Origin of the sequence: Actinomyces oris (assembly GCF_001553935.1) — a bacterium.
Lineage (GTDB): Bacteria > Actinomycetota > Actinomycetes > Actinomycetales > Actinomycetaceae > Actinomyces > Actinomyces oris_A.
Window position 1 is genome coordinate 1,654,872 of record NZ_CP014232.1, and the last position, 25,619, is coordinate 1,680,490.

General features: G+C 64.3%; 17 protein-coding genes. 3 read left to right on the top strand and 14 right to left on the bottom strand.

Annotated elements, in window-relative coordinates; genetic code table 11:
• Positions 1-30 precede the first annotated feature (30 nt).
• Positions 31-537: a DUF3995 domain-containing protein gene (locus tag AXE84_RS06775; protein ID WP_060957319.1), complete on the top strand. Its 507-nt coding sequence runs from the start codon at positions 31-33 to the stop codon at positions 535-537.
• Positions 538-711: 174 nt separating this feature from the next.
• Here the strand turns inward: AXE84_RS06775 and AXE84_RS06780 are convergent, their stop codons facing one another.
• On the bottom strand, positions 712-1,548 hold the full coding sequence (locus AXE84_RS06780; protein WP_060957320.1) for a DUF559 domain-containing protein: 837 nt from the start codon (positions 1,546-1,548) through the stop codon (positions 712-714).
• Positions 1,549-1,958: 410 nt separating this feature from the next.
• Entirely contained in the window at positions 1,959-2,984 is a 1,026-nt protein-coding gene (locus tag AXE84_RS06785; protein WP_081093109.1) for a threonine ammonia-lyase, read from the bottom strand.
• 82 nt (positions 2,985-3,066) lie between these two features.
• Here AXE84_RS06785 and AXE84_RS06790 point away from each other — a divergent pair, with 82 nt between their 5' ends.
• Positions 3,067-3,984 (top strand): LysR family transcriptional regulator, encoded by a 918-nt coding sequence (locus tag AXE84_RS06790; protein WP_060957321.1) that lies wholly within the window; start codon positions 3,067-3,069, stop codon positions 3,982-3,984.
• 52 nt (positions 3,985-4,036) lie between these two features.
• Complete coding sequence (locus AXE84_RS06795) at positions 4,037-5,020, top strand: ribokinase (RefSeq protein ID WP_060957322.1); 984 nt, start codon at positions 4,037-4,039, stop codon at positions 5,018-5,020.
• Positions 5,021-5,135: 115 nt separating this feature from the next.
• Here the strand turns inward: AXE84_RS06795 and AXE84_RS12900 are convergent, their stop codons facing one another.
• The 12 genes from AXE84_RS12900 to AXE84_RS06845 form a co-directional block, all read right to left on the bottom strand.
• Complete coding sequence (locus tag AXE84_RS12900) at positions 5,136-6,338, bottom strand: hypothetical protein (protein WP_150116261.1); 1,203 nt, start codon at positions 6,336-6,338, stop codon at positions 5,136-5,138.
• 2 nt (positions 6,339-6,340) lie between these two features.
• Positions 6,341-8,536, bottom strand: a complete 2,196-nt coding sequence (locus tag AXE84_RS12905; protein ID WP_150116262.1) for a hypothetical protein — start codon at positions 8,534-8,536, stop codon at positions 6,341-6,343.
• A 172-nt stretch (positions 8,537-8,708) separates the two neighbouring features.
• On the bottom strand, positions 8,709-9,509 hold the full coding sequence (locus AXE84_RS06800; RefSeq protein WP_236750002.1) for a hypothetical protein: 801 nt from the start codon (positions 9,507-9,509) through the stop codon (positions 8,709-8,711).
• Between the two features lie 405 nt (positions 9,510-9,914).
• A complete protein-coding gene (locus AXE84_RS06805) occupies positions 9,915-12,122 on the bottom strand; it encodes a hypothetical protein (RefSeq protein ID WP_060957324.1) in 2,208 nt (735 codons plus the stop codon).
• Between the two features lie 24 nt (positions 12,123-12,146).
• The gene (locus tag AXE84_RS06810; protein ID WP_236750003.1) at positions 12,147-13,337 is read right to left on the bottom strand and encodes a hypothetical protein; all 1,191 of its coding nucleotides are present in this window, start codon (positions 13,335-13,337) and stop codon (positions 12,147-12,149) included.
• 26 nt (positions 13,338-13,363) lie between these two features.
• Positions 13,364-15,523, bottom strand: a complete 2,160-nt coding sequence (locus AXE84_RS06815; RefSeq protein WP_060957326.1) for a hypothetical protein — start codon at positions 15,521-15,523, stop codon at positions 13,364-13,366.
• Between the two features lie 140 nt (positions 15,524-15,663).
• On the bottom strand, positions 15,664-16,740 hold the full coding sequence (locus tag AXE84_RS06820) for a hypothetical protein (protein ID WP_236750004.1): 1,077 nt from the start codon (positions 16,738-16,740) through the stop codon (positions 15,664-15,666).
• 152 nt (positions 16,741-16,892) lie between these two features.
• The gene (locus tag AXE84_RS06825) at positions 16,893-19,076 is read right to left on the bottom strand and encodes a hypothetical protein (RefSeq protein WP_060957328.1); all 2,184 of its coding nucleotides are present in this window, start codon (positions 19,074-19,076) and stop codon (positions 16,893-16,895) included.
• 108 nt (positions 19,077-19,184) lie between these two features.
• Complete coding sequence (locus AXE84_RS06830; RefSeq protein ID WP_060957329.1) at positions 19,185-20,135, bottom strand: hypothetical protein; 951 nt, start codon at positions 20,133-20,135, stop codon at positions 19,185-19,187.
• Complete coding sequence (locus tag AXE84_RS06835) at positions 20,132-22,216, bottom strand: hypothetical protein (protein ID WP_060957330.1); 2,085 nt, start codon at positions 22,214-22,216, stop codon at positions 20,132-20,134. The genes AXE84_RS06830 and AXE84_RS06835 overlap by 4 nt, the downstream gene beginning before the upstream one ends.
• A 19-nt stretch (positions 22,217-22,235) precedes the next feature.
• Positions 22,236-23,492, bottom strand: coding sequence for a hypothetical protein (locus AXE84_RS06840; RefSeq protein WP_236750005.1), 1,257 nt, complete (start codon positions 23,490-23,492; stop codon positions 22,236-22,238).
• A complete protein-coding gene (locus AXE84_RS06845) occupies positions 23,489-25,603 on the bottom strand; it encodes a hypothetical protein (RefSeq protein WP_060957332.1) in 2,115 nt (704 codons plus the stop codon). Before AXE84_RS06845 ends, AXE84_RS06840 begins: the two co-directional genes overlap by 4 nt.
• Positions 25,604-25,619 lie beyond the last annotated feature (16 nt).

Below are 25,619 nucleotides of genomic sequence, written 5' to 3' on the forward strand. Positions count from 1 at the left end.
GCCGAGGAAGCCGCCGAAGGGGGCGCTGAGATGACGGGACGCTCACGGGCGGTGGTCATCGCCATGATGCTGTGGTGGGCCGTCTTCGGCTGCATCAGCGTCTCCTGGGCGCTGGGCTCCCCGTGGCTGGTCGACACGGTCCTTCAGGGCGACGGGCTGAGGCTCGCCCAGGAGCGGCCCACCTGGTTCGTCGTGGTCGTCCTCGTCTCCGGGCTGGTGAAGTTGGGGTTCGTCGTCTTCGGCTTCGCGCTCCTGCGCCCGGATGTCATCAGGGTGCCGCGCTGGATGCGCCTGGCCTTCGGCTGGGTCTCGGGAGCCATGCTCATCGCCTACGGGATTGCCGGCTCGGTGCCGGCGATCCCGACGATCTTGTCGGGGGAGCCGCTCTCCCACTATGGATGGTGGCGGCTGGTTCTGTGGATGCCTCACTTCTGGGTGGGCGGGATCCTGGTGCTGGCCGCGACGGTCGCCTACCTGCGCTGGAGCCGGCCCGTGGCGATCGATCCCGCCGTGCATGCGGGCCCTGCTGGACGCTGACTCCCGTGGCGGGTGTCCATAGAAATGACACTAGCCCGCACAAGCCACCCGCCCACCACCTAGAACCACGGAATCACGCGGTTTTCAAGCCAGCACCAACCTCTCCGGGCATCCAATGTCATTTCTGTGGACATCGGGCGTGGCCGGGCGAGGTAGGTCGATTCCATGCATCGCCTATGGGTGGGTGGAGAGAATCCGTTGGACATCGGTGACGATCCTCCCTGAACGCACATTGTTGGCCGTGAAGCGGATGGGTGTATAACCCTGCCGGACCAGTTCGCGATCGCGTTCCCGGTCGTGGTGGAAGGACCAACGGTCGGAATGGAAATCGTAGCCGTCCAGCTCGATGACAAGCCACCCGGCCACCACCAGATCCACTTCTCCAACGTCTGAGATGACCATGCCGTCGGAAACATCTATTCCAGCGTCCTGCAGCTGAACTCTGGCCAGGGTCTCCAGTGGGCTGCGAGCGCGATTGCTGGTGCGCTTCAGGCGATTCCGGCCAAGAACACAGCGAGGACCGCGCAGATATGCGGATACCTGCTGGCGAGTCGTTCTGCCCCGATGCAGGGCTGCGTCGGCGGCGACCAGAGCCGTCCACTCTTCTGCGCAGCACAGTAGATCGGCGATGCAGCGGGCGAGGGAGACAACCGGGAAGTCTTCCAGCCGAAGGACGGAACGCCCACGAGTCTCGTGTCTGTGCTCACCCCATAACGGAGGTAATCGACGTCCTTGCGGAGTCAGAACATGGACACTGCGCGGTGGAGAAGGGAGCGGAAGGCCGTAGTAGGCGGCTGCATGCTCGTAGGTGATAAGACCTCGGTGGAGGCGGGCGATGAGGATGCGTCGGTCGGTGCCGGGCAGCGCTACGATTCCGTGCGGGTACCGTTTGAGCTCGCCCGCGTCTACCAGGGCCTGGAGGCGGCGGCGCCCGGTACGGTTCAGATGTAGATCAGCCTGTGCAACGGCGCCAAGCGCGTCGCCGATGCGGGTCAGCACATTGTCGTCCATGAGACAATTCTTGGACTGCCGGAGCTGAGGCGCTAGGAAGTGGCTGGTTCCTGTGGATAACTTCCGGCGTTGACGAGCCGCGTCTCCTGCTTGACGTCCACAGAAATGACATTGGATGCCCGACAAGGTTGGTGCTGGCTTGAAGACCGCGTGATTCCGTGGTTCTAGGTGGTGGGCGGGTGGCTTGTGCGGGCTAATGTCATTTCTGTGGACACTCGTGGCCGCGGGAGGGGCCGTGGTGGGGTGACGCAAGGGCGCTTGTGGCGGCGCGGGCCGCCGGGGCAGAGGAGAGGGCCGGGTATGCGCCCCCGACTGCGCTCCCCGGCCCTCAACCGAGTGTCGCCTGATTCTCCGCATCGGCTCAACGGGGAGTGGTCCCCAACCGGCCGTCAGGTATGGATTGGCCGGCTTCAGCAGTTGAGGGTCTGGTCGGTGCCGACGACGGAACCGGCGGAGATGCCGGCGAGCTCGTGGTCGTCGGCGTTGCCGCCGGTGCAGACGATCGCGCAGGGTCCCTGGCGGGTGGGGTCGGCCATGAGCCCAGCCAGGCTTGCAGCCCCGGCGCCCTCGGCCAGGGTGTGGGCGTGGGTGGCCATGAGGCCGACGGCGCTTTGGATCGCCTCGTCGTCGACCAGGATGAAGTCGTTGAGGCTGCGGCCCAGCACCGACTGGGTGAGGGTGAAGCTCGCCCCGACGGCCAGCCCCGCCACGCGCGTGCGGCTGTGGACGGTGGCCGGCTCCCCGGAGGTCCAGGCGCGGTGCGCGGCCGGCGCGGCGCTGGACTGGACGCCGATGATCCGGCACCCGGGTGCCAGGGCGTCGCGCACGAGGCAGGCGCCTGCCGCCCCGGAGCCTGAGCCGACCGGCGCGTAGACGGCCTCCAGGCCCGGGTGGCGGCGGAAGAGCTCGAGGTAGACGGTGGCGTGCCCGAGCACGATGGCCGGCTCGTCCCCGGGGGAAACCATGCGCATCCCCTCACGCAGGGCGAGGGCCTCGGCGTGCGCCAGCGACTCGCACATCGTCTCTCCCTCCACGACGACCCGAGCCCCCAGCGCGCGCACCGCGGCCACCTTGCGGGTCGGCGCGCCCACCGGGACGACGACGGTCACGGGGACCTCGCTGCGGGCACCGGCCCAGGCCAGGGACTGGGCGTGGTTGCCGGTGGAGGCGGTCACGACGCCGCGGCGCCGCTCCTCGGGGCTGAGCGCCGCCATGAGCGCCACCCCGCCGCGGACCTTGAAGGCGCCGGTGGGCTGGACGTTCTCGTGCTTGACCGTGACCTCCACCCCGGCCTCGGCGTTGAGCAGCGGGTAGGACCAGGCGGGAGTCTCGGGCAGGACCCGCGAGACGGCCTCGTAGGTGCGCAGGACGGCGTCGAAGTCGAGGCCGGACTGGGTGTCGGCGGGAGCCTGGGGCAGGGTGTCGGTGACGGTCATGGCTTCATGATGCGGGCGGCCGGAGTATCGGTCCAATGAATCTTTTGACGAATACCCATCGATACAAGACATACTTGGTGGCGTGATCGATGTGCAGCAGCTGAGGGCCCTCGTGGAGCTCTCCCGCCTCGGCACCGTCTCGGCCGCCGCCGAGTCCCTGGGCTTCAGCCAGTCCACCGTCTCCCACCAGCTCGCCGCCCTGTCGCGCGCAACCGGCGCGGTCCTGCTGACGCGGGCTGGACGCGGCGTGCGGCTCACCGAGGAGGGCCGGGCGCTGGCGGTGCGGGGTCAGGAGGTCCTCGACCTGCTGGATCGCACCGAGCGCGAGGTCGTCTCCATGGCCTGCGCGGAGGCTGGGCGCGTGCGCCTGGCCGCCTTCCCCTCCGCGGTGGCCTCCCTGGTGCCGGGGGTGCTCGACGTCGTCGGCCGGCAGTACCCGGGCCTGGAGGTCGAGCTCGTCGACGCCGAGCCGCCCGAGGCCCTCGACGCGCTGCGGCGCGGGCGGGTGGACGCGGCCCTGTCCTTCTCCTACGTCGACGACGACGCCGGCGAGGGCCTTCAGGCCGAGCACCTGCTCGACGACGTCCTCTACCTCGTCACCCATCCCGGCGGCATCACGCGCATCGCCGACGGCGCCCAGTGCCGGTGGGTGACCGGCTGCGCGCGCTGCCGCGAGGAGCTCCTCGCCGTGGGGCGGGCCAATGGGTTCACGCCCGAGACCGCCTACGCCTCCGACGACTACGTGGCCGTGCAGGCGCTCGTCGCCGCCGGGGTGGGGGCGGCCCTGCTGCCCGGGATGGCGCTGAGCGCCTACCGGCACGAGGGGGTCCAGGTGCGGCCCCTGGCCCGCGAGCAGCGGCGCGTCGAGGTGGTCACGCGCGCCGAGCAGCCCCGCCCGCTGGCCATCGACGTCCTGGTGGAGGCCTGCCAGGCGGCGGCCCGCCGCACGAGCCTGCGCCGCCCTGCGGTCAGGACCGGTAGGAGTGCTGCCTCACGGTGAGGTGTGGTGTGATGGGACGTGCGTCCGCGCTGCATCACAGAGAGGAACGGACATGGGAGCTGGTGTGCGAGCTGTCCTGGGTGACGTATCCGGCGAGGTCGCCGTCTTCGGGTCCCTCAATGCCGACCTGACGGTCCGAACGGAGCGCTTTCCCAAGCCCGGTGAGACGATCAGCGGGGAGGACCTGGTGATCCTGCCGGGAGGCAAGTCGGCGAACCAGGCGGTTCAGGCCGGTCTTCTCGGCGCTCACGTGAGGATGATCGGGGCAGTCGGGGCAGATGGTCACGGCGACCTGCTCATCGATTCCCTCCAGCGCGCCGGTGTGGACACCTCCGCGGTTCAGCGCGAGGACGTGGCCACCGGCACCGCGATCATCACCGTGGACTATGCGGGGGACAACACCATCGTGGTGTCTCCCGGTGCGAACGGGAGGGTGAACGTCTCGACCGCGCAGCAGCACCAGGGCGTCATCGGCGAGGCCCGTGTGCTGGGGCTGTGCATGGAGGTCAGCCCTGAGGCAGTGGAGGCCGCGGCCCGTATCGCCCACGACGCCGGTACCCGCGTGGTCTTCAACAACTCTCCGTTCCACCCGGTCCTGTCCGCCGGGCTCCTGGAGGCGATCGATGTCTTGGTCGTCAACGAGCATGAGCTCGCCAACATGTTGAAGCCGGGTACGAGCGACGTTGCGGCCGAGCCGGAGGGTGACCGGGCCGACGACGCCACGGACTGGGGCGATTGCGCGAGGCGGTTGGCCGCGATGGGGATTCCCTCCGCGGTGGTGACTCTGGGGGGCCGCGGGTCGATGGTGATCGAGGGGGAGGAGATCACCCCGGTCGATCCTTTCCCGGCTGATGTCGTGGACACTACCGGTGCTGGTGACTCCTTCCTGGGCACGCTGCTGGCGGCGCTCGCCGCAGGGGCGGGACTCAAGGAGGCGGCAGGTGCGGCCTCGGCCGTCTCCGCCTTCGCGACGACCTCGGTGGGGGCGCAGGCCTCCTACGGGGACATTGCCGCAGTCGAGCAGCACTTCGGATAAGCGCGGCTCGACGAGCGGGCGAGAGAGCCGAGGCGACTCGCGGCGGCCGAGGAGACCTGTGAGCCTTGGGGAAGCGGCGGCAGGAGACTGCCCTGCCGGCCCGCCGGGCCGCGCTTCATTCGTCCTTGAACTGCTCAAGGTTCTCGGTGTGCGGGTGGCCGTCATCGGTTGAGCTGAGCCAGAAAACAGGGACGTACTCGGTTTTGCCGTCATCAGTAGGTACCTCGTCCTGGACGAATACTCCAGTGCCTGTCGGTGTGTCCGAGATCCAGGCTAACTTTCCGGACACGTCCACTTTTGCGCCAGTGTCGACGTGCAGAAGACTGGACTTCTCGCTAGCCTCGGCATCATGTTCTGATTCATTCGAAGAGGTGGGCACTGTTCGTATCCACCCTCCGAACACAATCTCCGTGACGTTGGGGATTGTATTCACTACATGGCCATGGATGTCTAGCTGTGTGACCGTGGTGGTGTCTGGAAATTCTGAGACACGCCCTTGGAGTGCTGTTTCTGAAGACAACAGTAGTGTTGTCCTGCTGGCGCCGACCAGCCACTGATCGACGGGGATCTCGGCGGCTGGATCAGACTTCTTCTCCAGTGAGAAAACATGAAGTTTACCTCGGCCGGAGCCGCCGGGAAAGAAATCCTGAGCTGTCTCCACCGCGAGGACGTTGTTCGTTAGCGCTTGTCCGAGAACCAGGTCGGGCAACTTCTCCTGGCGAACCACGTCCCCCGTTCTGGCGTCAAGAACGACGACGTGAGTGCTTCGACTGTATACAGTGATGTCAGGGTAGTTCGCATTGCTTTCATAGAACGCGGTGACGTGAAGAAGTACTGATACATGCCGCCCGTCAGGGCTGGAAACCAGTGTTCCAGAAGTACGAGAATCCATCTGGTTCTCTGGTTCCGTCAAGTAAGCTGTACTGTATGTACGTGAAGGTGTTGAGTGCTGGAACGCCCTCAGTGACTTCGCCCATTGAGGATTCCTAGTCTTCGGGTCGTAACTGATGACAGCCAACGCGGATGCGTCATCTATACTGCCGTTGTTGTACTGGTAGAAGTAGGTGTTGATTCCCCCGAAGGCTGTTTGCAGCTCGAACTCGCTGAATCTGTAGTTGTGTCGAATTTCGAGGTCATCGCGTCGAGGTTGTTCCAAGTTAAGGTCGGTTACCGTGACTCGAGGAGCTTCAGGAGCATACTGAGTATCGGACGGGTAAGGAGTTAATGAGAGCGCAACCAGTGACGCTGCGGCAGTGATTTGAATGAGGCGACGGCGATTCAGGAGAATGGAGGGTGTCGTGCTGGTATGTTTTTCCATGCTTACTTTCCTGTCACCCCAAAGACTCGGAACGTACTTCCTTGAGTTGGTTTGGGATCAAGGTAGGAAGCGTCGTCAGTTCTGTCGGTGACATTGAGTGCGACAACAGTGGCCCCCGGGGTGTTCATGACAATCCTGTCGGAGGGTGGATGCTCTTCGGTGAACATTTCATGAGGATTGTATTTAAGGCCGTCTACGTAGGAGGATGGGGGTAAGTAGGTGGTGTTCGGGGCAAGTGGGATAGTAGTCTCTGGGCTCCCATCTCCGGGCTGGATGGTGATCGCAGCCATATGTGTACCCTCGTGGACCTTTGATGTGAACCCGACTCGTGCTCCGGCAATCCCGGAGTGGTGAGCAGGATCTGATACTGCCTGTGTGGAGGGGTCAAAGATGGAGGAAACTCTGGCCGCTCCTTCTTTGTTGATCGACACTTCGAAATCATCAGATGAGGTGGCATCGGAGGGTGGGTAGGTGACGATGCATCCCGAGGCTATTGACGCGTAGGAGTTTAGTCCTGAGGTCACTCCGAGGGGAATGGCTGTGTGGGGCTCTGATTCATGTGCGGCTGAATCCAAGGAGATTGCCTCGGCGGATGCCCCGCCATTTGAGTTCATGGACTCGGTGTTGTATCTGGCTATCCATCCGCCGATTATAGGAATATAATGCCTGCTGTAGACGGGGTCGACTACGACTTCAGTAACTTCGGACGTGACGCTCGGATCTGTGTCGCGGGCAACTGTCAAAGTTGCGTGAGGGACGTAGTGGTCCCCGGAGTACTCATCGTAAGAGACGCTGAGGATAAAAGTATGATGTCCGGCTGGGCCCCAGTATGTGGGTGCCGTCTTTGAGTCGTCTCCGTCATGAGATGAGAGCGTCCATAGTTTTGATTTGCTGTGTAGTGAGTAGGCCGTATTCCCGTCAAGGAGAGTGGAGTCTGTCATTTGAAGTGTGCCACCGGAGTTGGTTGCCTCCAGGATGATGTCGCCAGTGAGGGCATCGAGTACTAATGTTCTGGATAAGATGCCATCATCGGGGTAGTCCAGAATGGCACTTGTCTCCATTCTTGCGGCGACATACTTCCGGTTTGGGCTGACAACCAGTCTTCCTTTCTTGTCCCGTATATCGTCGGATAGGTAGTGGGCTCCGGGGTGTCGGTATGACCAACGGGTCGTACCGTCGGAAGGATTGAGGGAGGTGATTCCGTCTGCGCTCAGAACAATGGGTCCTCCAGCTCCTCCGACAATGTCCATGATGTTGACGAACTCTGCACTCCAGGCGGCGTCGCTGTTGAGTGATGTTGGCATAGAGGGAGTTTCTATGCTGCCAGGGTTGGCTGTCGTGTGTGATTCGGGTCGATGCAAGGTGGGGGCTGCTACGAAGCCGGCGAAGAGCAACGTCGGCAGGATGACAATACAGAGGTAGGTGCCGCGTTGTTTAGTGCTGATGCTGAGTGGTGCAGTTTTTCTATTCTTCTTCTCGTCGCTGGCTTGACTTCTGGTTGCCGGTTGATGGAGGCGCCCCCAGTAGGTGAGGTCGCACTTGATGCTCGGATTCCGAGGAACGTAGTTTTGTGTGTAGTGGAGGCTAGAATTTGCTAGAAGGGCGATGGCGATAGATGCGGGAACGCAGGGAATGATGCTCAGGGTGGGTTGAAAAAAACCGGTGACCTGGTAGTCGTGCCACCACTTGCTAGCCGTGATGGCGGTTGCCATTAATCCGCCGATGAGGATGAGTGCCGCAGATATGCCAAGCCACCGGCCAGGGTGGCGTGACTCTCGTGGGCTCAGGAGCCATCCGAATGTGGTGACGACTGCGAGACCAATTAGGTAGGCGGTGGTTCCGACGCTGCCTACGGGGGTGCGAGGATCCCAGGCGAGCCGAGCTCCCTCAGGCCACAGCAGGTAGATGGCGGCCGTGGAGGCAAACATCGCTAACACTCCGCCCCAGCGCAGGGCGCGCAGGGCGAGGACACCGCGCGGTGGGAAGACCTCGCCCTCGCTCATGCCTTCGGTCTTGCCCTCGCTGTCGCCGGCGTCGGTTGAGGCCCGGTCGGCCTCAGTGGCATTGCGGCCGGGACGGCCCTCGGGCTCCCCCTTGTCCGGTTTCCTCAAGGCATCGTTGCCGGAATCGGCAGTGCTCGGTTGGGTACCGGGATCGGTGCTGGGCTGATCGGTGCCGTGCTCGTCGGCGTCAGGCATGGGAGGCATGAGTCTATTGTGGTGACCGGATCGTGATGGGGAGGCCGAACGAGAAAGAACGCTGGGGATAGTTCTCCCCTCCGTAACGATCGGAGCCACCGTGCCCCAGGAGGCGGTCTCACGTCGCTTCGGTCGCTCCCAGTGCCACCGTCGGGGCGTCCTGGCGCTCGTCTCAGTTGTTCTTGAACTGCTCGAGGTTCTCCGTGTGGTGGTGTCCGTCGTCGGCGGCGCTGAGCCAGAAGCGTGGCGTACCTGCTTCCCGGTATCCCTTGTCGTTGATGACAACCTCGCTCATGACTAGCCCCGGCCCAGTGGGGACTCGTCGCGCCACGGCGCTATCGGTGTCCTCGTTGTAGACCGTTCCCGAGTTCGTGTCGACGACCTCCCAGTGAATTCGACCCTCATCGGGAAGATAGGTGCACCGCCTGATCCACCCTCCGAGAAGGATCTCGCTGGAATTGGTGAAGGAGGCCAGGTGCTTGCCGTGAAGATCGACCTGCGTCACGGTCGACGTGGTGGTGGAGTCGTGAAGGTGGACGGGCTGTGAGGACAGGAGAAGAGAGCTCTTTCCAGAGCCTGCGAGCCACAGGCTTGTGTTGAAAGACGTCGGAGATGACGTTGTGTCCGTCAGTGAGAAGACGCTGATGCGTCCCTTGCCTTTCCCCGCGGGATAGTAGGCGTCAGCTGTCTCGACGGCGAGTGAGTCGCTGGTCAGGGCCTGGCCCAGGACCAGCCCGTCGACCTCCACCGTGCGCACCGGCTTCCCGGAAACTGCGTCAAGAACGACAACCGTCGTCCGCTGCTCGGCGGGGACGACAGGTGTCTGCCGAGCGGGGCGGGGGCTGTCGTCGGCGACTTCCGGTGGACGCAGCACCAGGGAGAGGTACTTCCCGTTCGGGCTCACGGTTGCATAGCCTGCGGTACGGGAGTTGAGGACGTCTCGAGCCAGCTCCTGCGCTGCCTGAACATCCATGCCGTTGTCGTGACGTCTGTAGGCTGCAATCCTCGGCGTCAGGGACATAGCCCACACGGGCTCTTTGTCAGAGGCCTCGTATCGTGCAATGAGTGTCGATTCCTGGTTCTTGGTGTTGAATGACTGGATGACGCAGATGTCAGCTCCCTGCGCGGGAAGGTAGGAGGGATCCTGAGATCCAGGATTGCTTATCCAATCGCTCGCCTTGTCTTGGCAGTCCTTCATCTGTTCCGCTGTGAGAGACGTCGGTGACATGGGTGGTGCCGTGCTCGAAGATGACGCACGTGAATTGGAGTGGCAGGCGGTCACCGTGAGTGACAGCAGCAGTGGAAGCGCCACCATGAGCGCTGTGCTTCGATGGCTTATGAAGGCAATGCTGTGTGGGAACTTAGATTTCACGTCAACCTACCCGGGGAACCCGTAGATTCGGAAAGACTGTGATGCTATGGGGAGATTAGGGGTATTGTTGACGATGGCGAGAGTGGCTCCGGGAGTACTCAATGAGGAGATGTGGTGATAATCGTCCCGGCTGACAGCGGTGTCCTTCATGGTGGAGTTATATTCTCCTGACTTTAGCGGGTAATAGGTTGATCCTGGCTCAACTTCTGCGAGCGGAATGATCCTGCTGTCACCCGTTTTGATCGTGATGTGGCCATCGCCCGTGGTGATAACAGAACTATTTCCATCTGTTGTGTTGGTGGCAGGTGTGCCGTTTTCAATGTTCGTTGCCGTAATCCCCACTGCTGTGACATAGTGCGGAGACTGGTCGAGCGGTGCCACCGTCATGGTGGCAGGATTGAAGACCGTTCCGATACTGCTGGATCCCTTCCATGTTGAGGATTCCTCAAGGCTCCTGATCCCGACGGGGTGTCCGTCCGGTGTCGTCGCCGGAAAGACTGAGATCGTGCCGGTGGAGAGGGATGCTGGGGCGTTGATGCCCAGCGTTGTGCCCAAGTCGAAGGCGCGAGTGTCCGCACCGGGCGCCTCGCTGAGGGCGTCCAGGCTGATGGCGTGGGCTCGTCGTGCCTTCAGGTCGTCGTTCTCATGATTCTGTGTTGGGGTGCGATCGTCGTAGACGCCGATCCACCCTCTGGCGGAGATGATGTCGCCGAATTCCTGCTCGTTAAGGGCTCCGGTAACCTTCCTGGGCTGGGAGGGGTTAGCCTGAGGTAGAACTATGAGAGAGTCGCTACCGCTATCGTATCCATAAATGAAGCTCGCGTGTCCTGCCGTGCCCACGTAGGCGGCGACGGGATTCGGTACAGTATCTTTGTAGAGGTGGATGTCCTTGAGGTCCCACATCCGTGAGCCGTCAGTCAGGGAGTAGGCGACGGTACCGTCAAGAAGAGCTGAATCGCTGAGTTGAAATGTGTTTTCATGGTCCTCGGTCTGACGGGGATGCTCCAGAATGACCTTCCCGGTGACGGCGTCGAGAACCAGCGTCGTAACCGGTGACGTGCCGTCGAGTTCACGCCATTCCGGGCTCATGGACGAGTAGATCGTCGGATCTGTGGCAACGACTGCCACGTATCGCCCGTTCGGACTGGTGATGAGTCCCAGATCCCCTGACGCGACGGGATCCGTCTCAAGCAGCTGGCTGCGGAACTCAGCGCCGGCACGGCGGTACTGCCAGCGCGCCGAGCCGTCAACTGGGTTGATCCCGGTGATCGCGTCCTTGGTGAGGAGGATCGGGCCTGCGGCGCCGCCTGCGATATCGAGGAAGCCGTCAACATCCTTCACCCACGTCTTTTGCGTTCCGAAGGACGTGGGATATGAGGGGAGCCGGGCATCATCGATAGCAGATGCGGTGGTCTGCGTGACAGTGGGGGTGTCGGCATATGTGCTCTTCACCGTGAGGTAGGGGACGCCGAAGCCTGCCACCAAGGCAATTGCGGGCAGGAGCGCGAGGGAGGCCGTGCTGAGGCGTCGAAAGGGATGTCCTTGCAGAGCTCGGAGGCACCCCTGCCACGTTCCGGTGCTGCGAGGGCGGCTGAACCGGGGGTCCAGTTCCTCGGGAGCCGGATCACCGCTGGACGGCTCCTCGGTGGGGAGGATGACTGAGCGAGCCGCCCAGAGCCCGATGTGCGCCATCACGATCAACCCGCATGCCGCGATGCCCATGGTGAAGGCCAGGAGCTCGCCCAGACGGACACCGAAGGTGGAGGACGTCTTCCGCCACAGTTTCAGGACCGGAAGGCAGGCGTAGACGGTGCATGCCGCGACCGCGGCCACGGGCAGCAGCTTGAGGGCGGTGATGACAGCGTTCAGGAGCTTGCTCTTCCCGGCGGTACGGTAGTAAGGCGTGGGCCATACGGATGCGCCGATGATCCACAGCACCAGTAGTGGTGCGCATCGTTTCCATGACTGAGCGACCGCTATCCGACCCACGCCTTTGATGCCGCTGTTCCAGGCGAAGAACAGGATCACAGCCACGATCAGTGTGATGACGCTGCCGGTGAGCAGGGCGCGCATGTACGCCAGCAGACGTGGGTGATCGCTGAGCACGGCATCGTCGTGATCGAGGGGCGCCGGAGATACCTCGGCGTCGGCACAGGCGGTCTCCTCGGCTTCGGAAGCTGAGCACGAGGTGGGCTGAGAAGATGTGGATTCCATGATGGTGCGTGGGTCGTGGTGATGTCAGTGGTTCTCGAACTGCTCGAGGTTCTCGGTGTGCGGGTGGCCGTCATCGGATGAGCTGAGCCAGAAGGCGGGCTTGGACTCCGTTGAACCCTTTCCATCGGGACTCTTCTGCTCGACGAGCAGCCCGGGGCCGGTCGGCACGTCACGTTCGAAGGTGCTCTTTCCGGTAATGTCGATTGTCTTCTTAATGCTGGGATTGACGAGTTGCTCCTCGGCTGCCTCCCGGGAGGGACTGAGAGACTTCCTCTCGTCATCTGATGCTGCCTTCGAGCGTTGCTGATAATCGCTGGCTGCTTTGGGGTTCGCGAACCGGTGGATCCAGCCGCCGGGGTGGATGGCAGTCACTCCGGAGATGCTCCCGGCCGTGCTTCCGTCGGTGTTGAGGAGGGAGATGGTGGTCATTATCGAGCACTCGTTGAAGCAGTCGTCCGGAAGAAGATTGGGTGCGAGCATGAGGTTCTCTCGGGTGGCTCCCACCAGCCACTTGTCGGTGGGGAAAGGGGAGGGCTGAGCGCTCGTGTCTGTTAGGGAGAAGATGGTGATGGTTCCCTTCCCGGAGCCGGCCGGGAAATAGTTCTGGGCGGTCTCCACGGCCAGGGCGCTGTTGGTGAGGGCCTGCCCCAGGATGACCCCGGAGGCCGTGGCGTCCCTGACCGTCTTGCCGGTTGTGGTGTCAAGGACGACGATATGTGTGCGGAGATCGGCTGCTGTCTCTCCCGACTGCTGCTCGGAGGGAAGAAGGATCAGTGACAGGTACCGTCCGTCAGGACTGACGACGGCGCTCCCCGTCGACGAACGATCCATGTTCTCGCTCATCGCACGTTGGGCGTTGTCTGCGTACTTGGTTCTCTCTTGGTCGGCGACTGCGGGTTCGATAGAAACCGCCCACTGGAACTTATCAGTGGAACGCTCTCGACTCGCGACGGTGGTTGCCATTTCTTTGGCAGTGGAGCCAGTACCTCCAGCTACGTACGATGTGCTCATGGTGACAAGGCCGCTGGCAGTCGACAACGGTTGGTTGTCCATGTCGCTGATTGAATCCTGCGGCTTGGCAGCATCTGCTTCCTGAGCGTTGAGGGAGGAGATGACTGGATCATCATCACTCTTCCCAGTAGTGCATGAGCCGATGGTGAGCGCGAGTGTCACGGCTGTGGCGAGTGCCGACAGTCTCCGGAACGTGGAAGACATACGGGGATTCGGAGGATATGTGGTTCTCATCTCTGGCCTCCTGTGACGCCGAAGATCCGATAGGTATCTCGGCATCTCTGGTTGTCCTTGCCGGGTCCAGAACTGCAACCGTCGTAACCTATGCCGGTTGTATTGAAGATGACAACGACAGCGCCAGGAGTCCTCACTGCCGTTGCTGGCCTTTCGGAATCGGCGTGCTGGGAGAAGAGTGGTTGGATCGGCGCATTGTCCTTGTCGATCAGTTTCTGGAATGGCTGATACGTGGAACCGGGTGTGATGGGGATGGTGGTGCCGGGCGAGCCGTCGCCGGGCCGAATGACGAGTGCAGCGGAGGCGGAGCCGTCGTCGGCCGGTACCTCAACGATGCCGGTGCGAGCGGCGGCGAGGCTCCGATCCTGTGACACCGGGGTGACCGTGCGGGTGGCTGGATCGAAGACCGTTGCTGCTCGTGAGTCCTTTGGGGGGTAGGGGAGACTTGCGTCCCGACTGATGACGGGATAGGTGACGATGCTGCTTGAGAGATGTGACGCCTCCGTATTGATCCCCGAGGTTGCTCCTAAGGGAAAGGTTGTGGTGTCGGCGCCGTCTACCTTGGCCAGTGCATCCAGACTGATCGCCTCAGCTACTGGGTTTCCTGACGTATCGGTCTCGCCGGTGTAGCGTGCAGCCCATCCGTTGATGAAGAAGCTGAAATAGTTGTCGAGCGCATTCGATTCAGACGGAATTTCTGACAGGGTGTTCGGAACCTCGACCTCGGCGGTAGGGTCGTTTTGAGGAAATACCCTGGTGGTTACTGTCGACCTATAAATGCTGGTAGGTGTGTTCTTGAAGGAAGGTTCTTCGGAAGACGTCAGGATGAATGAGGAGTGTCCGGCCGGGCCGGAGTAGGACGCGCCGGAGCTCCCCGGGAGAGTCCACATCTTGGCCCCGTCGGTCAGTGAGAAGGCGGTGTCGCCGTCGAGTACCGCGGAGTCGGTCAGCTGAAGCGGGCCACCGCTACCTTGACGCTCGAAGACGAGCCTGCCGGTGAGGGCATCGAAAACCAAGGTGTCGCCGGTGGATTCTACGAACTTGGGTGACAGGATTCTAAGCGCGACGTACTTGCCGTCAGGGCTGGTGATGAGCCGACGTGCGTTGGGGGTGGAAGTGGAGGAGGCGAATATGGCCTGCTTACGGCTGTAGCTCCACAGGACACTGCCGTCCTTGGGGTTCAGTGCCATGATGCCGTCGTCGGTGAGGAGGATGGGGCCGCCGGCGCCTGCGACGGTGGTCACCTCAGTGGAGGAGATCTCCTTGCTCCAGGAAGCCTTCGGCGCCAGCGAGGCGGGTGGCTCCAGTGAGGCGTCGGCGGGGGCCTTGGCGATGACATGGTGGACCGGGTTGATGAGCGCCCATGTTCCAGCGATGGCGGAACCGAGCGTCAGTGCGGGCGCAATGATGAGGGCCGCGAAGTAGACGCGGGTGCGGCGAGGTACCCGAATGCGCTCGTAACGGGGGAGCCCCTTGTCGGTTTTCTCTCCAGTCTGGATATGAAGGCGGCGCCAGCGGCTCGGGTCATTGGGATCCCCGATACCTGCCTGGGTGGTGCGCATGCGCAGGTAGTGCAACAGTGTGCCTGCGCTCAGGAAGAGCGCGGCTGAGAGCGTCACTCCAGCCAGGGCCAGGAGGAACAGGACGGAGAATCCGGTCTCCTGATAGGTGTCCCACCACGCCAGAGTCAGGGATGCTGAGGTCGTCATGCCCAGGGCCGCCATGACCGTGGTTACGATCGTTGTCAGGATGGGGCCCTTCTTCTCACTGAAGTTGAGGAACGGCCAGACCAGTAGCCCTCCGAAGAACATGCACCACATCAGTGTGGAGGCCTTGTCCGGGACGAGGCTGCTGGTGTCATTGAGATCTCGGCTCAGCACCAGTGCGGTCGATCCGAACACGACGGCGCCGAGGAGTCCGGCCCACCGCAGGGCACGCAGGGTGAGGGTGCCGCGAGGTGGGAAGGGATCGGCCTCGCTGGTGCCGGTTGCGGCCTCGCTGGGCTCAGTGGCATCGCGGTCGGCGCCGTCTTCGGCTTCCCCCGTGTCCAGCGCCGTCGAGGTTTCGTCGCTGGAGTCGGCAGTGCCCGGCTGGGTGCTGGGATCGGTGTCGGGCTGATCGGTGCCGTTGTCGTCAGTGTTGGGCGCTGAGGGCATGGTCCTATTGTGGTGACCGGATCGTGATGGTGAGGCGGAACGAGGCAGAACACGGGGGATAGTTCTCCCCGTTTTTCCTTGAGATTGAAGTCGGCACGCCCCAGGAGAAGGTTGCGTGCCGGCTTGCGGCGGCCTGTGCCTCAGTTGTTCGTGAACTGCTCGAGGTTCTCGGTGTGCGGGTGGCCGTCGTCGGCGGCACTGAGCCAGAAGACAGGCTTGCGCTCCGTTGAGCCGTTCTCGGTGTGGACATCCTGGTAGATGACCAGTCCGAGGCCATTCGGCACGCTGCGTTCGTCCACGGTCATGTCGGTGGTGTCCGTGGTCTGGCCGGTGTCGATGTGGACGAGCTGTTTCGGGAGCTTCCGGAGCTTCTGGCGTGCCTCCTCAGTTGCGTCATTGTTGTCCGGAGACGCATGCAGTGTGTGGACAAGACTGGCGGCCGCTTTCGGGTCCCGGTACTGACTGACCCATCCTCCGGGATGAACAGCGGTGACTCCAGGCAGGGTGGCGATAGTGTGCCCATCGGTACCGCGCCGCGTCACGGTGTACGGGGCGCAATACAACGTGCACTCGTAGGGCGGCACGTCCGGCGCCAGAAGGAGGTCCTGCCCCGAGGCGCCGATGAGCCACTGGTCGGTGGAGAACGAGGATGGCTGCGCGCCGGAATTCTTGATCGAGAACACGTGGATGGTTCCCTTGCCGGAACCTGCCGGGAAGTAGTTATGGGCGGTCTCGACGGCGAGGGTGCTGTTGGTGAGGGCCTGCCCCAGGACGATTCCGGAGACCTCGGCGGTTCGGACAGCCTTGCCGGTCTGCGTGTCGAGGACGACGACGTGCGTGTGCCGGTCGGTCGGCGGTACTCCGCTTTGCGACTCATCAGATGTCAGGACCAGAGACAGGTAACGGCCGTCGGGGCTGACGATCATGTCGCCAGCATGTGACTGGCTCGTTGTGTGGTCGTGTCCGTATTCCGTATCCGAGATACTGTTCGGCATCTGGCGGTCGGCGGCTGATGGCGTAATGGACACCGCCCACTGGAACTGATCGGTTGAGGGATCTCTGCTGACGATCCTGGTGACGTCCGCATCCGGTTTCTTGGTGGCTGTGCCAGTGTTGTAGTTGGTGCTGATGAAGAGTTTCCCTGTTTTGGTCGTCAGCTTCGTCAGCGAAGCATCACGCAGTTCCTGTGCCGAAACACCCTGCTTGAGGTCCTCCACGGACTGGGAGGAGAGAGACGTGAGCGCCGGCTCTTGACCGTATGCGCTGATGTTGCATGAGGCTATCGAGAGGGACAAGGAGACGGATGCGGCCACCGCCAGCATGCGGCGATACGGAGTGTGGTCACGATGCCCTGGAGTGAGTGAGATTCTCATTTCTGCTCCCCCGTGATTCCGTATATCCGATATGTGTGCGGGCATCGTTCGCTCTGGTCGTACTTCCCGCGGGTGTAGTCTCTTTCGGTGTCGCCGGTGGCATTGAAGATGGCGATGACGGCTCCGGGAGTTCTCATCGCTTGTGCTCGTTCGGCGGTGCCGCCTGGAGTGCTGCTCGCCAGGAGGGTCGGAGGAAGGTCGGTGGAGCCGGGAGTGATGGGGATCGTGGTTCCGGTGGAGCCGTCTCCGGGACGAACAGTGATGGCGGCCGACAGTGAGCCATCGTCTGCTGGTATGTCGACGAACTCGACCGGCGAGCCGGTGAAGCCCGGGTACTGGGCGATAGAGGTGACAGTGAGGGTGGATGGATCGAACACCTTCTCCGTACGTGGCTCCGACGGAGAATCTCGCCGACCGTTGTCCAATCTGATGGGGGAGTAGGTGACGATGCTTCCGGAGCTCAAGGATGCAGTGGTGTTGATCCCTGAGGTGGCCCCCAGGGGGAAAGTCCTCGTGTCGGCGTCGTCGACCTTGGCCAGCGCGTCCAGGCTGATCGCCTCGGCCACAGGGTTACCCGACGAATCGAACTCGCCGGTGTAGCGTGCAGCCCATCCCTGAATGAAGCAGGTGGGGTCGGCTGGGTAGTCATAGTAGTCGGGAGGATTGGCAAGCACATCATCGACCTCTACGGCAGCCGAGAGGTCCTGCTGTGGAGTGACGCGGAGAGTGATTGTTGACTTGTAGGACTGGGGGGAATTTTCATGACGTCGATCATCGCTGTACTGGTCCAGAATGAACGACGAGTGCCCAGCAGTTCCGGAGTAGCTGGTTCTGTGGTAGCCGGAAAAAGACCAGAGCTTCTTCCCGTCGGTCAGGGAGAAGGCGGTGTCGTTGTCGAGGATCGCGGAGTCGGTCAGCTGAATTGGGCCTTCGGTGCCTTGACGTTCAAAGACGAGCCTGCCGGTCAGGGCATCGAAGACCAGGGTGGTGGCGGCTTCGCCCTCTTGGGGAGATGCGATGAAGTTGGGGAGCTGGATTTGGGTGGCCACGTACCTGCCGTCAGGGCTGGTGATGAGTCCAGGGCTGTCGGAGTAGCTGTTGGGGGCGAATGTGGAGTGCTTGCGCTCATAGCTCCACAGGACGCTGCCGTCCTTGGAGTTCAGTGCCAGGATGCCGTTGTCGGTCAGGAGGATGGGGCCGCCGGCGCCCGCGACGGTGGTCAGCTCGGTGGAGGAGATCTCTTTGGTCCAGGAGGCCTTCGGCGCCAGCGACGTGGGAGGCGTCAGCGAGGAGTTGGCGGGGGCGGTGGCCGTGACGTGGTGGACCGGGTTGATGAGTGCCCATGTTCCAGCAACGGCGGAACCGAGCGTCAGCGCAGGGGCAATGACCAGGGCCGCGAGATAGGCGCGGGTACGGCGGGTCACCCGAATGCGCTCGTAGCGGGGGTGACCCCGGTCGGTCTTCTCTCCGGTCTTGCGCCGGAGGCGGCCCCAGCGGCTCGGATCCTCGTCATCGCCGAGACCTACCGCGGTACTGCGCAGGTAGTGCAGCAGTGGGCCGATGCTCAGGAAGAGCGCGGCTGAGAGCGCTACTCCAGCCAGGGCCAAGAGGAACAGGACGGAGAACCCGGTCTCCTGGTAGGTGTTCCACCACGCCAGAACCAGGTGTGCTGACGTTGCCATCCCAAGGGCCGCCATGACCGTGGTCATGATCGTCGCCAGGACGGGGCGTTTCTTGTCCCTTAAGTTGAGGAACGGCCAGGCCAGTAACCCTGCGACGATCATGCAAGTCGTCAGTGCTGAGACCTTGTCCGGGATGAGGTTGCGGGCGTCCACCAAGCCCCGGAGCAGTGCCAGCGTGGTCACTGCGAACACGACGGCGCCGAGGAGTCCGCCCCAGCGCAGGGCGCGCAGGGTGAGGGCACCGCGCGGTGGGAAGGACTCGCCCTCGTTCTTGCCTTCGGCCCCGCCGTTGCTTTCATCGGCGTCGGTTGCGGCCTGGTCGGCCTCAACGGCATCACAGTTGGCGCTGCCTTCGGCCTCACCCGTGCCCTGGTCCGTTGAGGGTTCGTCGCCGGAGGCAGCAGCGCCTGTCTGGGTGCCGACCCCTTGGCTGCTGGGATCGGTGTCGGGCTGATCGGTGCCGTTGTCGTCAGTGTCGGCGTCGGGCGTAGGAGGCATGAGCCTATTGTGGTGACCGGATCGTGATGGTGAGGCGGAACGAGGCAGAACACGGGGGATAGTTCTCCCCTCCGTGGAGATCGGAGCCACCGTGCCCCAGGAGGCGATCTAACGTTGCTTCGGTCGCTCCCAATGCTTCCGGTCGGGTGCGGTGACGCCTTGAATAGTGCCGAGCTTTCGCCCCCGGGTATCGACGCGGGTGAGCGTCACCGACACGTCGTTGCGCCATCCGGTAGCCAGCGACTGAGGGGACAGGAGCAGGGCGCCGTCGTCGATCCCGGTGAGCCACTGGTCGGTGGCGAAGGATGCTGGAGCGGCGGACGTGTCGGTCAGGGAGTAGACGGTGACCGTCCCCTTCCCGTCCCCGGCCGGGTAGTAGGTCCGGGCGGTCTCCACGGCCAGGGCGTCGTTGGTCAGCACCTGTCCCAGGACGAGCCCCGAGACCTCCACGGTGCGGACCGTCTTCCCGGTGGCGGCGTCGAGGACGAGGACGTGGGTGCGCTGAGCAGCGACGTCGAGCGGGTTGCGGTCCTCATCCGAGTCATGAAGCACGGGCCTCATCTGCGGTGGACGCAGGACGAGGGAGACATAGCGGCCATCGGGACTGACGACGGCGTAGCCGGCCGGCCGCCAGGCGAGGAGGTCGCGGGCAACGTCCTGGGCAGAGCTGCCGTCGTCGTAGAACCAGTTGACGACGGCCGGCGTGATCTCACGCGCCCACAGCACCGAGCCGTCCGAGCCGCGGTACCTGGCGACGATCGAGCTGTTCGGCCCCGACCGGTCCTGTCTGCCGCGTTGCGCCTTCTCCTTCTCCGTCAGTTCCGGAGCAGAGACGTAGAGGTAGTCCTCGCCGACAGGCAAGGCATCGTCATCAGTGCTGGTGGGAGTCTTCGAGATGCGCTCCTTGACCTGCGAGGCGCTCAGGGCGGTGGACTCCACCTGCTGCAGCTGCGAGGTGTTCGGGCTGCAGGCGCTCATGGCCCCCGCGAACAGGACCGCCGCAGCCAGGGCTGAGCCGACGACTCGCCGGCGACGGAGGTGAGGGCGTGTGCTGGTCATGACGATGCTCCTGAGATGCCGAAGATGCGGAAGGAGTGGGAGCCCTTGTCCGGGCCGGTGGCCATGATGACGAGGGTCGTTCCCGGCGTGCTCAGGGTGGTGAGCAGTGGATCCGACGACGGCGACGGATTATCGATGGTCCAGAAGTGCCGAATCCCGGGCGGGTAGTAGGTGGAGCCTGCGGGCACGTCCACCGTCGTCGGGGTGCGCTCCCCACTGCTGACGCTCAGGACGCCGCCACCGCCGGACTCGGCGCGGGCGAGACTGGCGTAGGACAGGAGTCCGGCCTCCTGCGCCGAGTGGGAGACGGTCCGGGTCTGGGGGTCGAAGATCGCGGCGGTCGTAGTACCGCCCTCGAGTTCCTGGGGAGATGACGGCATGTAGCCGGCTCCGTGACCTACCGTCCGTGGAGGCAGAGTCGTCAGCGTGCTCGTGGCGCGGGAGGCAGTGATGTTGGCTCCCGACGTCAGGCCCAGGTCATAGGTGGTGGTGTCGGCACCGGCGACGCCCGCCATGGCGTCCAGGTTGACGGCCTGCGCCGCCCAGCCTGTGGGGGAGGTCTGGAAGTCGATCGGTGTGGGTGTCTGTGTGAAGGCGGCCACCCAGCCATCGACGACGAGAAGGTCGCCCCGGCCGTCGGTGAGAAGCGGGGCGCTCTCACGGCGTACCGAGGGGGCGGTGTCGGGCATGAGCGTGTAGATTCCGTACACTCCGTCGCTGGACTCTTCCCCATCGGGGCGTCGTTGCGTGCCCCGCAGGAGGAAGGTGGAATGACCGGCCGTGCCCGAGTAGGGCCAGGTATCAGGTGAGACGGAGACATCCTCCTTGTCGATGGACCACAGTCGGGAGCCGTCGGCGAGCGAGTAGCCGGTGGCGCCGTTGAGCAGGACGGAGTCAGTGAGCTGGAGGACGCCTTCCTGCCTGAAGCCCTCGTAGGTGACGCGCCCGGTCACCGTATCGAGAACCACCACCAGGGGGTCGATACTCATTCCCTCCGGCTGCTCGCCGTCGGTGGCATCGAGGGTCACCGCGAGGTGACGGCGGTCCGGGCTCGAGTAGCAGCGGATGAAGCGCGCGTGCTTGCGCGGATAGGTCCACCGGGTCGAGCCGTCGGCGGGATTGAGGCCGACGACGCCGTCGCTGCTCAGGACGACCGGCCCGGCAGCACCGGCCACCACCTCCGCCATGTTGTGGATGTCCTGCGACCAGGCCGCCGTCGAGGCGAAGGACCGGGGCAGCGCCGGAAGCGCAGAGGTGTCGATACTCGCAGCGGTCGACGGCGTGACCCGGCTCGCGACCAGGTGCGGGACCGTGGCCGCTGCCCCGAGGGCGAGCGGCGGAACGACGATGAGAATGACCGCGCCGAGGACGCAGCGCCACGAGAGGCGGGGCAACCGAATCCTCCGCAGACCTCCCAGCCGCGCCCTCAGGTGCTGCTTCTGCGGCGGCGGGAAATAGGTGGCCCGGGTGGCGCGAACCAGGAGATCGGTCGCCGCCAGCAGGCCCAGGCCCAGTGCCCCCACCGCCAGTGTGAGTAGCTGGTCGATACTGACCGAGGTGCTGCGCAGCTGGGCGTGCCACAGGCGAAGAAGGACGACGGCGAAGCCGCCCGAGAACACCAGGAAGCACAGCGGTTGGAAGAGGACCGTCTTCCTGACGAGCGCTCGCGGTGAGGTGGGATAGCTCTTCAAGGCGAAACGCGCGTTCTCTCTCCACTTGAAGTAGCCGGCGATCCATATGAGCACGGCCAGGCCGCCAATAAAGCCCCCGCCCCCCTTCATCGCGTCACCGGGATCCCCCATCCCGCTCTGGTAAACGAGGAACAGCACGGCCATTGCCCCGACCGCCAGGAGCCAGCCGAGGCGCAGGGCCCGCAGAGCCCACAGCATCGTGAGGACGCGTCGCGGAGGATCGGGTACCGAGCCGTCCGAGGCGCCAACGGAGTCAGCGGCCTCCGCGGTCTCCGCGGTCTCGGTGGCCTCGGCGGCCTCTACGGACTCCGCAGACTCCGCAGCCTCGGCCGAGCCGGCGGGTGCAGGGGACTCGGCGTCCTGGGACTGGTCACTGGGCTGATCGGTCATCGTGCTGTCTCCCGTGCCGCTACTTGCTGGTGAACTGCTCGAGGTTCTCGGTGTGGGGGTGTCCGTCATCGGCAGAGCTGAGCCAGAAGAGCGGGGTGTAGGTTGTCTCACCGCTCGCCTCAGTGCTCGTCCGGCCGACCACCAGCCCGGGTCCGGTCGGGACTCCCAGGTCTTCGACGATCGTTCCGGTGACATCCACGCTGCTTCCCGTGGAGACATTGACGACCTGCCGCGTCAGGCCCTGCAGGGCGGCGTTGAGAGAGGCCGGTTTCTCCTTCTTGCCCGCCGCTGCGAGGTTGGCCGACGCATTGACGGCCGCCGGGTCACTGACCTGCGTGACCCAGCCGCCCGGGTGCACGGCCTCAACACCCTTGATGGTTGAGCGGACCTTCCCGGAGGTATCCACCTGGGTGACGGTCGATGCGCCGGAGTTGCTTTCCGGCCCGTACGGGGAAGGCGGCTGCGGTGACAGCAGCAGCGAGTCGGTCCCGGCCCCCGCTAGCCACTGATCGGTGGCGAATGACGAGGGCGGGGCGGATGGGTCGTCCAGCCCGAAGACATGGACTTGGCCCTCCCCCGTGCCTCCGGGGAAGTAGTCGTTGGCGGTCTCCACGGCCAGAGAGCCGTTCGTCAGGCCCTGCCCCAGGATCACTCCGTTGAGCTCCTCCGTGCGCACCACGGTGCCGCTCGTGGCGTCCAGGACGACGACGTAGGACTCCTGTTCGGCGAGCCTCTCCTCGAGCTGCCCGTGATGCGGGGCGAGGATGAGGGAGACGCGGCGCCCGTCGGGGCTGACGACGATCTCTCCGCTGGTTTGGGACGTCATCAGGTCTGAGACGTTGTGCTGCGGGGCGTCTGAATTCTCCAGAGCGTCGCGCGATGCGCCCGGCGGCGTGATCGCCACCGCCCACTTCAGGGCGCCGTCTGATCGGTTCCGGCTGACGAGGGTGGTTCCCACGGGCGTGCGATGGTTCTTCTCCCAGTTGATGAGCACCGTGATGGTGCTGTTCTCAGTGGGAAGCGTTGGGAACTCCATGTCCGGGCCCGTGTTGGCGTCGGCCTCTAGGCTCGTGACCTGCTCGGCGGTGAGTGCAGTGGCCTTGACGGTGACCTCCTGTGTGGTCTGGATCGGGGCTGAGGTCAGCTGACCGGTGCAGGCGCTCAACGGGAGGGCCAGTAGTACTGCGGCAAGGAGCAGCCGGGAGGATCGATGTCGACGGTGGGCAGGTCCCGTGGACGTGCGGTGGGGGTGCCGGGCGGCGGCTTGTCGGCTCATGACGAGGCTCCTACCAGTCCGTAGAGACGAATGCGTGTACCGGTGGTCTGACTCTCGTCGGTGGGGTGCAGAAGCACGATGGTGACGCCCGGCGCGCTGAGTGCGCTGATGCCGTCGTTGCCTCCTGGTGTATTGACGGAGAAGTCGTCAAGGTCGGCGTTGGGACCGCCTGTTCGTGGATCGAAGAAGACTGTGCCGTTCTCCAGGGGGATGGAGGTGGCTTTCGACTTGTCTCCCGACTGAAGGCTGATGCGTCCCTGTCCGTCGTCGGCGCGGGTGATCCCGACCGCGGTGACGAGCCCCGGATCCTGGGGGGCTGCCAGCACGGCGCGTGTCCTGGGGTTGAAGGTGGTGGCGACCGTGGACTGGTCCTTCCAGCCATCGGGGCCGGGGATTGCGTTCGGCTCGACCGGGGTGGGCGCGGTGGCCGGTAGGACGGCCAGCCTCCCGGAGAGAAAGGACGCCATTGGGGCGATGCCGAGGGTCTGGCCCAGGTCGTAGGCATGGGTGTCGGCGCCGGGCACCTTCGCCAGGGCGTCAAGGGAGACGGCCTGGGCGCGGTGAGCCTTCGAGTAGTTCCAATCGACATCGACGAACTCATCCTGGGTGGCCTCGGGGTAGGTGACTGTCCAGCCCTCGACGATGAGCGGCTCCCGATTGGCGTAGGCGGCCGGAACGTCCCTGACGACACCGCGGGGGTTGGTATCCGGGACGAGTGTGAAAAGGCCGATCCCGTTGGTGCTACCGGGGATCTTCTCCGCGAGAATGAGGCTGGCGTGCCCCGCTGTGCCTGTGTACGGGGAGCCCTCCTCGGAGAGATCGAGGTCAACGTCGCCGAGCCGCCACATCACGGAGTCGTCGGCCAGCGAGTAGACGGTGCTGCCGGCCAGGAGGACGGAGTCGGTGAGCTGGACGGCCTTGCCGTCGTGGAAGTGCTCGTTGGTGACCCGTCCGGTCACGGTGTCCAGGACGATGGTGAGGGTCGATTCCAGACCGTAATCGCCGTCGGAGCTCTTGCTTTGGAACTCCAACTCCCCGAGCGTCAGGGCGACGTGGCGCCTGTCCGGGCTGGTGATGAGATACGGGCGCTCACCAAGGACGCCGTTGACACGTCCCCCGTACTGGGCGAACTTCTTGCCTTGACGGTCGTAGTCCCAGCGGATCTTCCCGGTGGAGGGATCCAGGCTGATGAGGCTGTCATCGGTGAGGACGAGGGGGCCTGCGGCCCCTGCGGTCACGTCCAGCGCGGAGGGGATGTCGTGGGTCCAGGTCGCCTGAGACGGGAAGGAGGTCGGGTAGTTGGGCAAGGTGGCGGGGGCGGCCACAGGGATCGGGCGGGGCCGGTCCCAGTTGTGGGCGAGGTAGGCGCTTGCGCTGAGCACGAGGGTCGGGGCCAGGAGGATTACCACCAGAACGATGCGCGGCCCCCAGGAGCCGGCGCTCCGGAGGTGGGTGGGCAGAAGGCGTGAGAGAGGAGCGGACCTGGCACGCAGCCGTGAACGGAGCGAGGAGGCCTGTGCGACCTCGGGGAAGAAGGAGCGGGTGACGCGCTGGAGAAGATCGAAGGCGAAGAAGGAGCCCAGCCCCAGGGCCGCCATCGCGAAGGCGAGTAGCTCGCCGGCGCTGGCGTCCAGCGGCATAAAGATGTCGTGCCACAGGCCCAGCGCGCCTCCGGCGCTGAGCAGGCCGCAGGTGGCCACCCCGGCAACGGGCAGGAGCCGCTTGATGATGCGCCGGCATGCCCGTACCCGATGCTGCCAGTCGACCCAGTACTCGGCACGCTCCTGCCAGGCGAGAATGCCGATCCCCCACAGGACGAGCGCCGTGACCAGCGGCGCGAGACCGAGGTAGAGGAGCACCCAGCGCATCGTCAGATCAGTGCGCCACGCCAGGTAGAGGCCGGCCGCTACGAGGACGGTGAGCAGGGCGCCGACCTTCAGCGCCCAGAAGAGGCCCTCGAACCGCCGCGACCAGACCTGACGGCGCTCCTGAGGCGTGCGGGGACGCCGACGGCGGGCAAGGGCTGATAGCGAGGAGTAGGGATTCTCTGAGGTGAGGGGAGTGGGAGCCGCGAGGGGCTCCGCGTCCTCGCCCGTGGATTGATCGGTCATCGTGCTGTCCTTCGTG

Bases quoted from the DNA above. Each gene is read 5' to 3' on its own strand.
- AXE84_RS06775 (WP_060957319.1), top strand. From the start codon at position 31: ATGACGGGACGCTCACGGGCGGTGGTCATCGCCATGATGCTGTGGTGG.
- AXE84_RS06780 (WP_060957320.1), bottom strand. From the start codon at position 1,548: ATGGACGACAATGTGCTGACCCGCATCGGCGACGCGCTTGGCGCCGTT.
- AXE84_RS06785 (WP_081093109.1), bottom strand. From the start codon at position 2,984: ATGACCGTCACCGACACCCTGCCCCAGGCTCCCGCCGACACCCAGTCC.
- AXE84_RS06795 (WP_060957322.1), top strand. From the start codon at position 4,037: ATGGGAGCTGGTGTGCGAGCTGTCCTGGGTGACGTATCCGGCGAGGTC.
- AXE84_RS12900 (WP_150116261.1), bottom strand. From the start codon at position 6,338: ATGGAAAAACATACCAGCACGACACCCTCCATTCTCCTGAATCGCCGT.
- AXE84_RS12905 (WP_150116262.1), bottom strand. From the start codon at position 8,536: ATGCCTGACGCCGACGAGCACGGCACCGATCAGCCCAGCACCGATCCC.
- AXE84_RS06800 (WP_236750002.1), bottom strand. From the start codon at position 9,509: ATGGATGTTCAGGCAGCGCAGGAGCTGGCTCGAGACGTCCTCAACTCC.
- AXE84_RS06805 (WP_060957324.1), bottom strand. From the start codon at position 12,122: ATGGAATCCACATCTTCTCAGCCCACCTCGTGCTCAGCTTCCGAAGCC.
- AXE84_RS06810 (WP_236750003.1), bottom strand. From the start codon at position 13,337: ATGTCTTCCACGTTCCGGAGACTGTCGGCACTCGCCACAGCCGTGACA.
- AXE84_RS06815 (WP_060957326.1), bottom strand. From the start codon at position 15,523: ATGCCCTCAGCGCCCAACACTGACGACAACGGCACCGATCAGCCCGAC.
- AXE84_RS06825 (WP_060957328.1), bottom strand. From the start codon at position 19,076: ATGCCTCCTACGCCCGACGCCGACACTGACGACAACGGCACCGATCAG.
- AXE84_RS06830 (WP_060957329.1), bottom strand. From the start codon at position 20,135: ATGACCAGCACACGCCCTCACCTCCGTCGCCGGCGAGTCGTCGGCTCA.
- AXE84_RS06835 (WP_060957330.1), bottom strand. From the start codon at position 22,216: ATGACCGATCAGCCCAGTGACCAGTCCCAGGACGCCGAGTCCCCTGCA.
- AXE84_RS06840 (WP_236750005.1), bottom strand. From the start codon at position 23,492: ATGAGCCGACAAGCCGCCGCCCGGCACCCCCACCGCACGTCCACGGGA.
- AXE84_RS06845 (WP_060957332.1), bottom strand. From the start codon at position 25,603: ATGACCGATCAATCCACGGGCGAGGACGCGGAGCCCCTCGCGGCTCCC.